Below are 13546 nucleotides of genomic sequence, written 5' to 3'. Positions count from 1 at the left end.
CTTTAATGGCTTATTTAGCTCCGGAAGCTTCAATTTGTTGTTTAATTGTTTTCGTTGAATCTTCAAGTGCCGGTTGCGGTTCTTGTTTTCCAGTTACAATCAACTGAAGCGCATTTGCCATCGGCTCCCAAACCTGCCCCATTTCCGGAATGTTCGGCATTGGAACACCACGTTGCGATTGGACAGCAACCGCGGCTGCACCTTCATTGTCTGCGATGACAGGATCTTCAATCAATGATTTAACTGGTGGGATTTCTTGTGTCTTTTCATAACGGACTTTTGCATTCTCTTCATTCGTAATCCACTCAACTAGTTTCGTAGCCCATTCTTTGTTTTCAGAATAAGCTGAGACATGCCATCCTTTTACCCCGATGAACGTTTGTGGATACTCACCATTCGTAAGCTTCGGAAGTGGTGCTACTCCAATTTCAATACCAGCATCTTGCATCCCTTGGAATGCCCATGGTCCGTTCATGACTGAAGCGACTTTCCCTTCGTTGAACAATCCATCCATCGCAGAACCACCATTTTCACCGACGATTCCTTTAGGGAACAAGCCTTCCTCATACCATTTTTGGATGTATTGAGCTCCTTCAACTGCGCCATCATTATTCAAACCGATGTCATCTGCATCAAGACCTTCATCCGTTTGCTTGAATACATAACCACCATGTGCAGCCATGATTGCATTCGCAAAATAGAAATTATCCCATAAAGCTAAGAATCCATAGTTACCATTGTTAGTGAAATCTTTTGAGAAATCATACAGCTCATCAAAAGATTCAGGTGCTGCATCCATGTGTTCCTTGTTATAAATGAATACTGGTGTCTCTGTCGCTTTTGGCAGTCCATAAAGCTGGCCTTCGAAAGATTGCGCTTGAATGGATGATTCAGTAAATGTATCAATCACCTCTTGATCAACTTCGATTGGCGCTAATAAACCTTGAGTGGCCAATGCACCGATCTGGTCATGAGGCAATGTCAGTACGTCAGGACCTGTCCCAGCCGGAGCATCCAATGGAAGCTGCTCGCGGATTTCATCAGCCATCCCTAATTCTTTGAATTCTACTTTGATACCGTATTTTTCTTCAAAACTTTTGATAGCAGGCTCAAGTGCTACCCCTTTCTCTTTGTCTTCCCAAACAACTAGCTTTTCAGGCTTTTCATTGCTGTCAGTATTACCGCCTGTCTCTTCCCCTGAATCTTGCGGACCACAAGCTGCAAGCATTGAAACTGCCAATCCAGCTGTTAGTGATACATTTAAAAACTTCTTTAACATTAAAAGACCTCCCCCATAATATGAATCGATAGACTAAGTGATTGCTTGATTTCGTGAAAACGTTTGCACTGATTTATTTGTATTATACATACCCCGAGAACATCCTGCAACCGTTTGCATAACTTTTTTTATTAAATTATGATGGATTTAAGATTAAACTCTCAAACTTCTAAAAAATGAGGTGTAAACCGATGGAGAAAACTGCAATCTATCATCGTCCCAAAAACAACTACGCATACGCACGTACGACTGAAAAAATCCATATTCGATTACGCTCTGCCAAAAATGACATTGAGCAAATCCTTTTGATATATGGTGACCCCTACGTATGGGATGAAAATGGCTGGAAAAGCAACAAAATACCAATGCAGATTGAAGGTTCAGATGACCTTTTCGACTACTGGATCGCTGAAGTAGAACCAGAATTCAAGAGATTACGATACGGTTTTCAATTGGAAGACGGCCATGATAGCCTCGTATATGGTGAAAAAGGATTCGTGGAGGCTGATCCTCGGGACACAGATTTTTACTTCGCCTTCCCTTTTTTGAATGAGATTGATGTGTTTAAAGCCCCGGAATGGGTCAGCGGGACAGTATGGTATCAAATTTTTCCCGAACGCTTCGCGAATAGCGATCCATCAATAAATCCTCCAGGGACATTGGATTGGGGAAGCAAACCGCCTGAAAAAGATAACTTTTTCGGTGGGGATTTCCAGGGTGTGATCGACCATCTTGACTACCTGGCGGACCTTGGGATTAGCGGAATCTACTTCACACCTATTTTCAAAGCACACTCCAACCACAAATATGACACGATCGATTACTTGGAAATCGATCCTCAATTTGGTGATAAGGAAACGTTCAGGAAGTTGGTAATGGAATGCCATAAGCGAGACATCAAGGTGATGCTTGACGCGGTATTCAACCATAGCGGATATTTCTTTAAGCCTTTCCAGGATGTACTGAAGCACCAGGAAAAATCCCGGTTCAGGGACTGGTTCCGTATTCGGGAATTCCCGATTGTCGAAGAACCTACCCCGTCTTATGATGCCTTTGCTTTCGTATCCTCCATGCCGAAGTTGAATACAGAGAAGCAAGAAGTCCGTGAGTATTTGTTGAATGTAGGACGATATTGGGTTGAAGAATTCGATATCGACGGTTGGCGTTTGGATGTTGCGAACGAAGTGGACCATGCTTTTTGGCGAGATTTCCGCCGGGAGGTCAAAGAGGTGAAATCTGACGTATATATCCTCGGAGAGATATGGCACGATGCGATGCCTTGGCTTCAAGGCGATCAATTTGACGCAGTCATGAATTATCCGTTTACGAATGCAGCACTAAATTTTTTCGCAAAAGGTGATATTGGAGCAGAGGAGTTCAAAGCGCAGATTACAAAATGGATGGTCTCCTATCCGAAAAACGCGAATGATGTGGCTTTCAATCTGCTCGGCAGTCATGATACACCTCGGATTTTGACCATTTGTGAAAATGATATTCGTCGTGTAAAGCTGCTTTTCTTATTCCAGCTTACGTTTACGGGCTCCCCTTGCATTTATTATGGGGATGAAATCGGACTTACTGGCGCTCAAGATCCCGGCTGCCGCAAATGTATGGAATGGAATGATAAAGAACAGGATATTGCTTTGCGTTCATTCGTTTCCTGCTTGATTGAATTACGTCGGACGCATGCTGCATTGCAAGGTGATTCACACTTCAAGTTCATTCCGGTGGACAATGCTACGGATATCGTTTTTTATGAAAGAAGTATAGAAGATGAGAAAATCTTTGTGGTCGTCAATAATTCAAAGCATATTAATGAGGTCGTTTTCCCAGAAGGTCAATATGAGGATTTGTGGGATTCTGACGCTATTGTGGACGGAGGACATGTTAAGGTAGAGGCATACGGATTCAGGATTTATAGAGAGAAATAACAAGAAAAAACCAGGATGTGCAATTTACCACAATTCGGAAAAATCTTCTGTTTGATCTAAATCCTCTTTAAAGAGTGTTTGTAAAGAAATTCTACTGGTAAATTGTATGTCCTTCCCTCTTTTGGCACTTCCGCTTTTCTAAGTAAATAAGTCGTGGAATTTGATGAAGGTATTTGGAGAAAGTCCTTTATTTGAGCGTTGTGGAATGTTGGTTTAACCAATAATCCGTAATCTGCCATGGCTTTATAATGTGCATTTTTATCTTTTTTTCCGCACGTTTTACATACCCAATTTGCCTTCCTTTTTTCCATGCTGAATCTAGAACAATCTAAGCATTCCACTCCATAAAATAAATCCTCCTTTAAAACATCGTATTTTTCCAAGATATCGGGGATTAAAGGAGTATGATACTTTAATATATTACGACAAGTCTTTTTGAGATCAGAAGATTGGACTCTTGCCTTTGGATAGATTTTTTCAAAAGCTTTCGATTTTGAAAGCAGCGGCCCATTTGTGGACGATCCATTTAGAGATGTAATGATTATTGATCGAGGTTTTAAGAATTGTTTTTGAATCCCCTATTCCAATTAAATAGCGGACGGGAGCGGTTGGTAGATTATATTGCTTCAACCATTTGAAAAATTGCGATTGTTGCCTTTTCACTTGAAAAGTGGGATCAGGAAAACCGACTTCATAACCATATGTCTTTTTCCGTATCAATTGATTGAAAACAGGGTCGAAATATAAAGTACCCATAATATTTTTTACTTCGACAATTGTATAAAAGTAAGGTGATAACAAGAGGAAGTCAATTTAAAAGTAGGTTTTTCCAAGAGGTAGTCTGATATCGTGGAAAATGTAGTATCTTTCATGATCTAAATAGTTAAAATGATAGTCTATCGCCTGTTCTCCTCTAAATCCAGCCTTCAATTTATAATAGTTACTATCAATCAACTGTCTTTTAGGATGATCGGCTGGAATTCTCCGTCTTAATGCGATCAATTGCAACAAGCTGTATGGAATTTGTAGTTCTTTTTTATCATAACAACACTCCTTAAGATAGATTGCTAATAAATTCGTCACAACCTATTTAAACAAGTATGAGACGTTTGAAGCACTTTCTGCAGCGATAGATGAATACATACACTTTTACAATTATGAACGACTACAAAAAAGGCGAAACGGCCTTAGTCCTGTGGAGTATAGGGCTAAAGCCGCTTAAAGCTGTTTTTATTATTCCACTGTCTACTTTACAGGGGGCTGTTCAAAATCGGCAGCCTCTTTTCCTTTATTCCTCTACGTTGATGTAAAGTTTACCATCTGCAATTTCCTCTGTTTCGTTTCCATAATCGTCTCTTGCGACTACTTCTACAACTGCTCCATCAGCTACAACGTTCGAAGTTGCGGTATAGTAGCCTACATAATGACCTGGAGATGTCTCCATCATCGACAATTCATTCGCGTTTTGTACCATACCCATATTTGTAAGCGGCATATGGATTCGGAATCGCGCTTCAAGTCCTGGTTCGCTATCGAATTCGATCATCACGGATTGTCCTGCTTCCAGGTTTTTATCCGTATCTGGTTTCACGTTGGTAACTTCAATCGGACCGAACTTCGCATCCACCGTCACCGTTTGGTTTTTGCGGTTCCCAGCAAGATCTTTTGCGACAACTTTGATGACATTTTCACCTTCATCAAGGAGCATTCGGTGTGTGTATGTGCCATCTTCGTTGACCGTCGCTTTTTGACCATTCACTTTCACCCAATCGAGGTGCTCGTCATCCACAGTACCTGTGACGTTAACAGCCATTCGATTTGTCTTCATACCGTCCTCAGGACTCTCGATTGTCAATTCAGGTTTTGTTTGATCCAGAATAACCGTCACCGGCTCGGAAGGATTGGTCTTTCCTCGTTCATTGGCAGCTGTTGCGGTCAGGACGTTTTCACCATCGACAAGTGTGATATCTGCGTTGAAGGATCCATCTTCATTAGTAGCCACTACAGCTATTTCTTCTCCGTTGTTTTCCAAATGAACATCTACACCTGGTGCTGATTGTCCTTCAACAGTCACGTTCTCACCATTTGAATGAGTTCCGTCTGCTGGAGAAGCGATGACTGGCGCTGTAACTTCATAATCAACAGTTGCACGGATCATGTAGTTCCCTTCTGCCGTAGGTGATTGAGACCATGCGCCACCCACGAATTGCCAGCTTCGTTCTGCATTCGGACCGTTTTCATCTGTACCAAGACCTGGTGCGTATGGGTTCGGGTCCGTTTGGATGTAAACCATGAAGAAGTCGCCTTCTACCGTCACACCTTGGTCAGCAAGGTCTACGTGTGTCCATTCTCCTGTACGGAGAGCAGTCGCATCAATAGGTCCGGCCAGTTTCTCACCAGGGGAACCATCTTCTTCCGCATCCCAAATCTCAACTTGGAAGTCTGTTCCACCCGGGTTCGGCCAATCAGTCGTCCAGAATCTGAACATTCCACCTGTGACAAGTGCTTGTTCTTTCCCTTCCGGTAATGACATCCTTACACCCCAACCATTGCCTGCATCATAGAAAGCACGTGCATTCTCTGCAGTTCCATCGTCATACCCGATTTCTCCAGGATATCCGATGAATGGTTTTAATTGAGCATCTTGGACCGTCGCTTCTTCATCATCGATTGTAATGCTTAATTCTTCTCCATAATAACCTGATGCCATGACTTTCAACGTATAGTCACCTACATACGTGTTCAACGAGTAATTTCCGGCAGCATCGGTTTCTACAGGTGTTACAGCAGCATCTTCCTCAAGCAATACGGTTGCACCTTCAATCGGTTCACCAGTCTGCTCATTCGTCACTGTACCAGAAACCGTACCTTGTGCCATCTCTTCCAGGGTAAAGTCTGCTTCCACTTCCCCATCATCCGGGATGGAGACAGATTGTTCTTGAGGATGGTAACCATACGCTTCAGCGAGGACGGTAAAGTCTCCAGCTGCATGCGTGATCGAGTAGCTTCCATCCACCGGGCTTGTTGTGGTCGAGCGTCCAGATTCAAGGATGCTCACCTCGGACTCAAGCGGTAATGCTGATGGTCCTGCATCTTTGCCTTTATCTTTCTTTTTACCAAGATCGATACGTTTCGTCGGCAGCAATTCAGCTGGGTTCACTTTTTCTTTCTTTGCTGTTTTATCCTTAGCTTTTTCAACAGGTTCAGCTTTATCAGCTTTTTTATTTGAACTGAACAAAGAAGCTTTTGATGACGTGTCATTTGTTGTATCACTCAGTCGTACATCATCAATGTACCAGCCTTCACGTAAAACACTTCCGTCTGTATCAACGTTAAAACCGACATAAACACGCTGGTTCGCATACTCGGAAAGGTCGATTTCTTCATCAATCCAACCATCACTCGTATTGTTGAATTGTGCTACTTGCTCCCAAGTTTCTTGGTCAGTCGATACCACTACATGGCCATAATCATAGTTTCGCTCTAGGTTGTACCAGCTATTGAATTGAAGATATGCTTCTCCCTCACCCAGGTCGATCGGCGGCATCATCAACGTCATGTTAGCATTGTTGTCATAGTCACCATCAAGATTAGTCGCATAGACCTTTTCACCAGATGCTGCTTCACCTGGCCCTGATGTTGGTGCACCCCAACCCCAGGAGTTGTTGTCTCCCCAAGAAATCCAACCCGTCGGCTGGCTTTCGAAATCAGTTGAATAACCGGTCGAGATTCCTGGTAGAACAGACACTTCATATTCTTCTGAAGTGACATTGTTGCCACCGAAGTCCTCGATCACCAAACGGTAATGCAATACTGATTCCTCGATTGCATCACCAGGAATGACCGCTTCATACGTTCCAGATTGATAATCACCATCTGTTCTGACTGCTTCAACAGATTCCCAATTGTTCCTTGAGATTTCATATTCGACACGGACATTTGTGACGCTGATGTTATCAGAAGCTGAAAGGGTTAACGGCAAGTTCAATCCTGCATAGGTTTCAGATGGAGCATCATGTTCGAAAGTCGGAGCTTCAGTATCGTCTCCTTCCTTCGTTACACTTCCTTTTACGACTCCAAGTCCGCTGATGACAGAAGATACAGCATCAAATGCATTGACCAGTCCATATCCAAATCCGTTGTTCGGAGATTCTGGATATTCACCATTCGTCATCGGTTCAGCCGTGCTAAGTAAAATTTCTTCGATTTCATCTACAGTCAGAGAAGAGTCGACTTGACGAAGGAGCGCAACGACTGCCGATACGTGCGGACCAGCCATTGAAGTTCCATTCCATCCGCCTTCATATGCGCTTCCTGGAACAGTAGAGCGGATATTGACACCCGGTGCACTGACATCCGGCTTAATTTCATCATAAGGAGATGGTCCTTCCAATGAGAAGCTTGCCAAATTGTCGTTGATGTCTGTTGCACCTGTCGCAAAAGATTCAGGGTAGTTCGCTGGTGTTGCTACAGATCCAGGACCACCAGGGTTGAAGATTGTCGTGTTCCCTGCTGAAAACTCCGGGAAAATGTCTGCTGCACGCCAGTTCTGGACCATCGGACGATACCATTCGTCAAGTCCCGGTCCGCCGCCCCAAGAGTTGTTGACGACATCCGGGGCCATTTCCGGATGTAAGTTCCCATCCGCATCAGTCGGAGCGATGATCCACTCCCCTGCTTCAAGGAGGTCGACATCCGTTCCACCTGCAGCTGTGAATGCTTTGACTGCAATCCACTTGGCACCAGGTGCAACACCGACTTGGTTCGAACCATCAGGCTCGGCGCCTACCATAGTCCCCATCGTATGTGTACCATGTCCTTGATCATCGTATGGGGTATCTTGTCCAGCCGTTGCATCGAACCAGTTCATATCATGGCTTGGAGAGTCTGGATTTGCCGGATCGTATCCACGATATTGTTCCACTATTCCTGGGTGGTTCCATTGGACACCCGTATCGATGTTCGCTACAACTGTGCCTGAACCATCGATTCCCATTTCCCATACTGCTGGAGCACCAACCCGCTCTACATTCCACTCAACTGAATTTGTTTCATTTTTCACGTCTGCCTTCGGTTGAGTGGACGCTTTTGCCGCTTCAGGCATCGGTTGAAGCTGCCTCACCTCATTAGGCAACACTTTCGCTACCTCAGGAAACGCAGCTAATTGCTCCATGACTTCCTTGTTCGCTGTTACAGCCATCGCATTGACAATGAAGAAAGATTGATAGTCTTTCACTGCCTTTTTTTCTTTCTGTTTCTCTAAGAATTTTTTAACGTTCCCTTGTGTTTCAATTGCGGTGGAACGTAATGATGATACGACTGCTGAACGCTGTGCAAGCTCTTTTTTATAAGGTGTAAGCTTTTGCTTTTCAGCTTTTTCAACAGCATTTTTCGCAACTTTTGTTGTGTCTGCCTGTTCATGGAATTTGATCAGGAACGTGACCTGTTCTTCATTCTTGAACTGGTTTTGTAGCGATTTACTCACTTTATTGGACTGGGCTTCCTGTTTAAAGGATGTTGTAATAGAATTCGATTCTTGCTTTTCTATCGTTCTAGCATTCACCGTTGGAGCTAGAAATGTTGAAACTAGTAAAATGATCGCTGACACGATCGCAAATGCACGTCGATTCAGCAAAAATCTCCGATAATGCACCATTTTTCCCCTCCTAAAAGTTATATAACTTGACCAAAACGTACAGACCTTTCCCCCTTTCATGTCGAATGCGAAATGACTGTATCCTTTGATGTTGAATCCATCATAAAGGAATTTTTTGAAGAAATTAATATAATTAACATAATTTTCTAAGAATGAAGAATTGGTAATGTTTAGTCGATAAATTTCGTTTGGGACTTTACTCTCCTGCGAAACGTGATTGAAGTCACGCAACCTCACTAGTGCCAAAGGGTTGCCGTAACTAGTACTTATTCAGTATTTAATAGGACTGTAGTATTAAAAGCGATGGTTTTACATATTTTTCTAATCCGATTGGAGGAGGAAATGTCGAAAAAGAGAGTGCATTGTTGAAGTTAAGTTTATTTATCTACAGATATCCTATATAACGAACGTAAAGATACCAGTTAACCGGTCAGTTCGGCGGATTTAATGTTTTTCGGTCCTATTTTTCCTTTTCGGTAAATTTTGCGTTCAAAAAGTTTCCAAACAAAAAAGCAACTCCGTAAAGAGTCGCTTCTAACAATTTTATCAATCTACAATATCCACATTATAATCTTCTAACCATGTATTTATTTGTGCAAGATTGGCGATCAATTGAGGTCCTGTCATCAACTGGCCGAACCAAGGTGTTTTAAATGCTTCACCGTCTGATTCGATGATTTCCTTCACTTTATTTCGATCGACTAACTCTAAAATCGGTGAAGAATCCTTTTCAATAATGGAGCTGAGCCACTCTTTTACAAGACGTGTATATTCCGGATGATGCGTTTTCGGATATGGACTTTTTTTCCGATACAAAATTTCATGCGGAAGGATACCTTCAAGTGCTTTTCGCAAAATCCCTTTCTCCCTGCCTTCATGCATCTTCATCTCCCAAGGGATATTCCATGCGTATTCAACAATCCTATGATCAGCAAACGGAACCCTTACTTCGAGACTAGCGCCCATGCTCATGCGATCTTTTCGATCTAGTAGTGTGGCCATGAACCAATGCATATTTAGATAGAACATCTCTCTTCTTCTCGCTTCAGCAGGTTTTTCGCCATCAAGCTTAGGGGTTTCATTCACTGTCTGTTGATAACGATCTTGAACGTAATTTTTCAGCGCAAGCTTTTTTCGTAAGTCAGGACGTAAAATCGATTCACGTTCATCAGTGGAATGCATCCAAGGAAAAGCTGCCCTATCCAGCAATTCCGGTCGATAAAACCACGGATAACCTCCGAATATTTCATCTGCACATTCTCCCGACAAACCTACTGTGAATTGCCGTTTGATTTCCTCGCAGAACCAGAGCAGGGATGAATCGACATCTGCCATCCCTGGTAAGTCCCGCATATGAACCGCCGCTTTCAGGTAGTGCTTTAATTTTGCATTATCGATTACGGAGGTGTGATGGACGGTTTTCAAATATTCCCTCATGATATTGATCCATGGTCCGTCAGAATTCGGCTGGAAAGTGCTTTTTTTGAAATACCTCTCATTCTCTTCATAATCAATCGAGTAAGTGTGTAGGGTCCCACGCCCTTCTTGTTGAAAATAACGAGAGGCAAATGCACTGATCGCACTGGAATCTACACCGCCTGAAAGGAAAGTGCAGACCGGTACGTCGGCCACCAATTGTCGTTCAACGGCATCTTGCAGCAGCCACCGCACTTTTTCAACCGTTTCATCAAACGAATCTGTATGATCTTCACTTTTCACATCCCAATAGCGCCAGCTTTTCAAACCATTCTGGTCGAATCTTAACGCATGCCCTGCCCTTAACTCCTTGATCCCTCGATATACTCCGTGGCCTGGTGTCCTCGAAGGTCCCAATCCGAAAATTTCTTGCAAACCCTCCCGATCTACCTCAGCTTTCATGAGAGGATGAGCAATAATCGCCTTCAATTCTGAACCAAAGAGCAAGGAACCGCCATTCTCACTGTAAAATAAAGGTTTTACCCCGAGTCGATCCCGAGCCATGAAAACCTGCTTCTTTTTCTCATCCCAGATTGCAAAAGCGAAAATGCCATTTAGGTGATCGACACAGTTCTCTCCCCATTCGATGTAGCTGGACAGAAGGACTTCCGTATCGCTATGCGAATCGAATTGATGACCCTTTGATAGCAAAACTTTACGAATGTCTTCCGTGTTGTATAATTCGCCGTTATACACCATTGTATAATGGTTAGAGTTTTGGACTTTCTTCATCGGTTGTCCGCCACCAGCTGGATCCACAACAATCAGGCGAGCATGCCCGAATGCAACCTGAGGATCGGTCCAATTCGCAGTAGCATCTGGTCCACGTTTCCCTAATGTCGATGCCATCTTTTGTATCGTTGTCGTTTCTTTCGCCAAATTTTCTTTGAAATTGATCCATCCTGTGATCCCACACATTTTGTTACCTCATCCTTCCAGGGATTCGATAATCCTCACATCTCTCTACACACTTTATGCGCAGAAAAGTGAAATGTGCCCACACGATGGTTTCTGATTTTTAGAATCAGAGATGTTTGGAATGTACGTTGATCATCCGGTCTGCCGCTTCAAGCAAACGGTCCTTTTCACAATTCAAGCCAACCCTCACGAATCCTTCTCCAGTCTCTCCGAATCCGTTTCCTGGCGCGACGATGACATGGGCTTTTTCAATCAAAAGTTCAGCATATTCCTCCGATGTATATCCTTCAGGGACAGGAAGCCATGAGAAGAAGGATCCTTTAGGATAATCAACATCCCAGCCATTGTCTTTCAGTATTGAAATGAAGCCATTACGACGGTCTTCATATATCGCAGTAAGCTCGTGCACACAGTCCTGCGGTCCGTTCAATGCCGTGGCCGCCGCTTCTTGTATACCTCCGAACATTCCGCAATAATAGTGATCCTGGATAAGGTTGATTGCTTCAACAACTTCCTCATTCCCTAACGCAAATCCGACACGCCAACCAGCCATATTGTATGTCTTTGAGAGGGTGTACATTTCGACACCTACTTCTTTCGCCCCTTTTGTCTGGAGGAAGCTGATTGGTTTTTTACCGTCAAAACCGATCGAGCCATAAGCGAAGTCATGCACGATACAGCATCCTGTTTTTTCCCCAAGCCTGACCGTTTCTTCGAAGAATTCAGAGGTTGCGATCCCTGCTGTCGGATTGTTCGGATAGTTCAAGAACATCAACTTCGCTTGTTGTAGGACTTCTTGAGGAATTGAATCATAATCAGGAAGGAAGTCATTTTCCTTTTTCAAAGGCATTCTGTATTGTTTTGCCCCAGCGATGGCGATACCTGACTCATAGTCAGGATAACCTGGGTCAGGTACCAATACAGTATCTCCTTGATTCAGAAGGCATTGGCTTACTTCTACGAGACCAGCCTTTGCTCCGAATAGGACGGCGACTTCTTTTTCCGGATCCAAATCCACATCGTATTCACGTTTATAGTAGTCTGCGATAGCTTTTTTAAGAAAGGTGTGGCCGCGGAAAGGCGGATATTTATGATGAATCGGATTGGTTGCCGATATTTGGAGAGCCTCGATAATATGTTCTGGTGTCGGCTGGTCTGGATTTCCCTGCCCTAAATTGATCATGTCATAACCTGCTTGGTAGTAAGGTTCAATTTTATTTACAAGTTTTGCAAAAAATTGTTCGGGTAAACGTTTGATGGATTCTGATTGTTGAAAACGAGCCAAACTGATAACCTCCTGTACGGAAAAGTTTAAGTGTAATTGTCGTAAAATTCTAATCATTTATGTTAAAGTGTAAATGACTAAATGTAAAGGGATTTATATCGAAAAACAAGAATTTTAGGGGGAGTAACAACAAAAAGAGAGTGAAATTTTCGGATACTTGAAGTACCACAAAACCTTTCCGATTTTAGCGGTGCTCCGTATCCGTTCTCACTCTCATCCCATCCCTAAAGGCGGGCTATGCCCTGCATGGGCTTTCCCGTTCGGAAAATCTGTAAATGACCGACCTACCGTATTCCATTCCGAATAAGCGTGGACAGAGGCGATCAACTCATCACCTGATAGACTGACAGCTGTAACACCTGAATCGATCAATCCGTCATTAGTCACCAAAAATTCTACGTTCTTTTCTCCAACCGGAACTGCGTTCCCGCCTGCCATAACCGTATGTGGGAAACGTTCCTCCAACGCCTTCAGCACAGCCCTGTTAGTAAGTGTGTGGCTGCTCCCAAAGAGAATGACTGCTTTCGTATCTGGTTTGATGATCTGGGCGCCGATTTCGACTCCGTATTCATACCCCGATACACTTTCTTTAAATGAAACGCCGATACTTTTAACCTGTACTTTATCGAATACAGTGAAGGAGACAGCTGTCCCGCTTGTCTTAATTGCACTGCAATAAGTGGCGTCCACTGTGGCACCTATGATTGCAGCCTCGGGTAATGACTGGGAAAGCAACTCCCAGAGTCTGGAAACACGGACTTTCCCCTCAGCTGTATAAATCTGGATCAACACGTTTTTGTCTGATTGTATTTTTTTCGATTCTATAAATGATTCTAGTTGTTTTCTATTATGATAAATCGTGCTGACTGTCTTCATTTTTACACCCTTCCCCAGCATCGATTGAAATGACCTGTTCGTTATTTAAGACACATCTACCTCTTTTATCGACCATTCCAGTCAATCTCTTCATCCTTCACCGGGGTGTATAAACTCCTATTTTA

Annotated in this window: 10 protein-coding genes; 2 read left to right on the top strand and 8 right to left on the bottom strand. The window is 43.3% G+C overall.

Annotated features, from left to right (window positions below):
- Positions 1-10 precede the first annotated feature (10 nt).
- Complete coding sequence (locus tag ACJROX_RS10220) at positions 11-1279, bottom strand: extracellular solute-binding protein (RefSeq protein ID WP_408010653.1); 1269 nt, start codon at positions 1277-1279, stop codon at positions 11-13.
- A gap of 191 nt (positions 1280-1470) precedes the next feature.
- On the opposite strand from ACJROX_RS10220, the gene ACJROX_RS10215 reads away from it, so the two are divergent.
- Positions 1471-3210: a glycoside hydrolase family 13 protein gene (locus ACJROX_RS10215; RefSeq protein ID WP_408010652.1), complete on the top strand. Its 1740-nt coding sequence runs from the start codon at positions 1471-1473 to the stop codon at positions 3208-3210.
- A 56-nt stretch (positions 3211-3266) separates the two neighbouring features.
- Here the strand turns inward: ACJROX_RS10215 and ACJROX_RS10210 are convergent, their stop codons facing one another.
- Both ACJROX_RS10210 and ACJROX_RS10205 read right to left on the bottom strand, forming a co-directional pair.
- Positions 3267-3521, bottom strand: a complete 255-nt coding sequence (locus ACJROX_RS10210; RefSeq protein ID WP_408010651.1) for a hypothetical protein — start codon at positions 3519-3521, stop codon at positions 3267-3269.
- 166 nt (positions 3522-3687) lie between these two features.
- On the bottom strand, positions 3688-4011 hold the full coding sequence (locus ACJROX_RS10205; RefSeq protein ID WP_408010650.1) for a nuclease-related domain-containing protein: 324 nt from the start codon (positions 4009-4011) through the stop codon (positions 3688-3690).
- Between the two features lie 262 nt (positions 4012-4273).
- On the opposite strand from ACJROX_RS10205, the gene ACJROX_RS10200 reads away from it, so the two are divergent.
- Positions 4274-4432, top strand: coding sequence for an IS3 family transposase (locus ACJROX_RS10200; RefSeq protein WP_408011627.1), 159 nt, complete (start codon positions 4274-4276; stop codon positions 4430-4432).
- Positions 4433-4498: 66 nt separating this feature from the next.
- Here ACJROX_RS10200 and ACJROX_RS10195 read toward each other — a convergent pair whose 3' ends face one another.
- From ACJROX_RS10195 to ACJROX_RS10175, 5 genes are all read right to left on the bottom strand, one after another.
- Entirely contained in the window at positions 4499-8866 is a 4368-nt protein-coding gene (locus tag ACJROX_RS10195) for a S8 family serine peptidase (RefSeq protein ID WP_408010649.1), read from the bottom strand.
- A 546-nt stretch (positions 8867-9412) separates the two neighbouring features.
- The gene (asnB, locus tag ACJROX_RS10190; protein WP_408010648.1) at positions 9413-11260 is read right to left on the bottom strand and encodes an asparagine synthase (glutamine-hydrolyzing); all 1848 of its coding nucleotides are present in this window, start codon (positions 11258-11260) and stop codon (positions 9413-9415) included.
- Between the two features lie 106 nt (positions 11261-11366).
- Positions 11367-12545, bottom strand: a complete 1179-nt coding sequence (locus tag ACJROX_RS10185) for a pyridoxal phosphate-dependent aminotransferase (RefSeq protein ID WP_408010647.1) — start codon at positions 12543-12545, stop codon at positions 11367-11369.
- A 213-nt stretch (positions 12546-12758) separates the two neighbouring features.
- Positions 12759-13421, bottom strand: coding sequence for an FIST N-terminal domain-containing protein (locus ACJROX_RS10180; RefSeq protein WP_408010646.1), 663 nt, complete (start codon positions 13419-13421; stop codon positions 12759-12761).
- Positions 13393-13515, bottom strand: coding sequence for a hypothetical protein (locus ACJROX_RS10175; protein ID WP_408010645.1), 123 nt, complete (start codon positions 13513-13515; stop codon positions 13393-13395). The genes ACJROX_RS10180 and ACJROX_RS10175 overlap by 29 nt, the downstream gene beginning before the upstream one ends.
- Positions 13516-13546: the final 31 nt, after the last annotated feature.

It is taken from the genome of Pseudalkalibacillus sp. A8, assembly GCF_045920555.1.
Lineage (GTDB): Bacteria > Bacillota > Bacilli > Bacillales > Fictibacillaceae > Pseudalkalibacillus.
Note: the sequence above shows the minus strand (reverse complement) of the source record. Positions and strands in the feature narration are given on the sequence as shown.

Coding starts and splice junctions, on each gene's coding strand:
- ACJROX_RS10220 (WP_408010653.1), bottom strand. CDS start 1,279: ATGTTAAAGAAGTTTTTAAATGTATCACTAACAGCTGGATTGGCAGTT.
- ACJROX_RS10215 (WP_408010652.1), top strand. CDS start 1,471: ATGGAGAAAACTGCAATCTATCATCGTCCCAAAAACAACTACGCATAC.
- ACJROX_RS10210 (WP_408010651.1), bottom strand. CDS start 3,521: ATGGAAAAAAGGAAGGCAAATTGGGTATGTAAAACGTGCGGAAAAAAA.
- ACJROX_RS10195 (WP_408010649.1), bottom strand. CDS start 8,866: ATGGTGCATTATCGGAGATTTTTGCTGAATCGACGTGCATTTGCGATC.
- asnB (WP_408010648.1), bottom strand. CDS start 11,260: ATGTGTGGGATCACAGGATGGATCAATTTCAAAGAAAATTTGGCGAAA.
- ACJROX_RS10180 (WP_408010646.1), bottom strand. CDS start 13,421: ATGAAGACAGTCAGCACGATTTATCATAATAGAAAACAACTAGAATCA.
- ACJROX_RS10175 (WP_408010645.1), bottom strand. CDS start 13,515: ATGAAGAGATTGACTGGAATGGTCGATAAAAGAGGTAGATGTGTCTTA.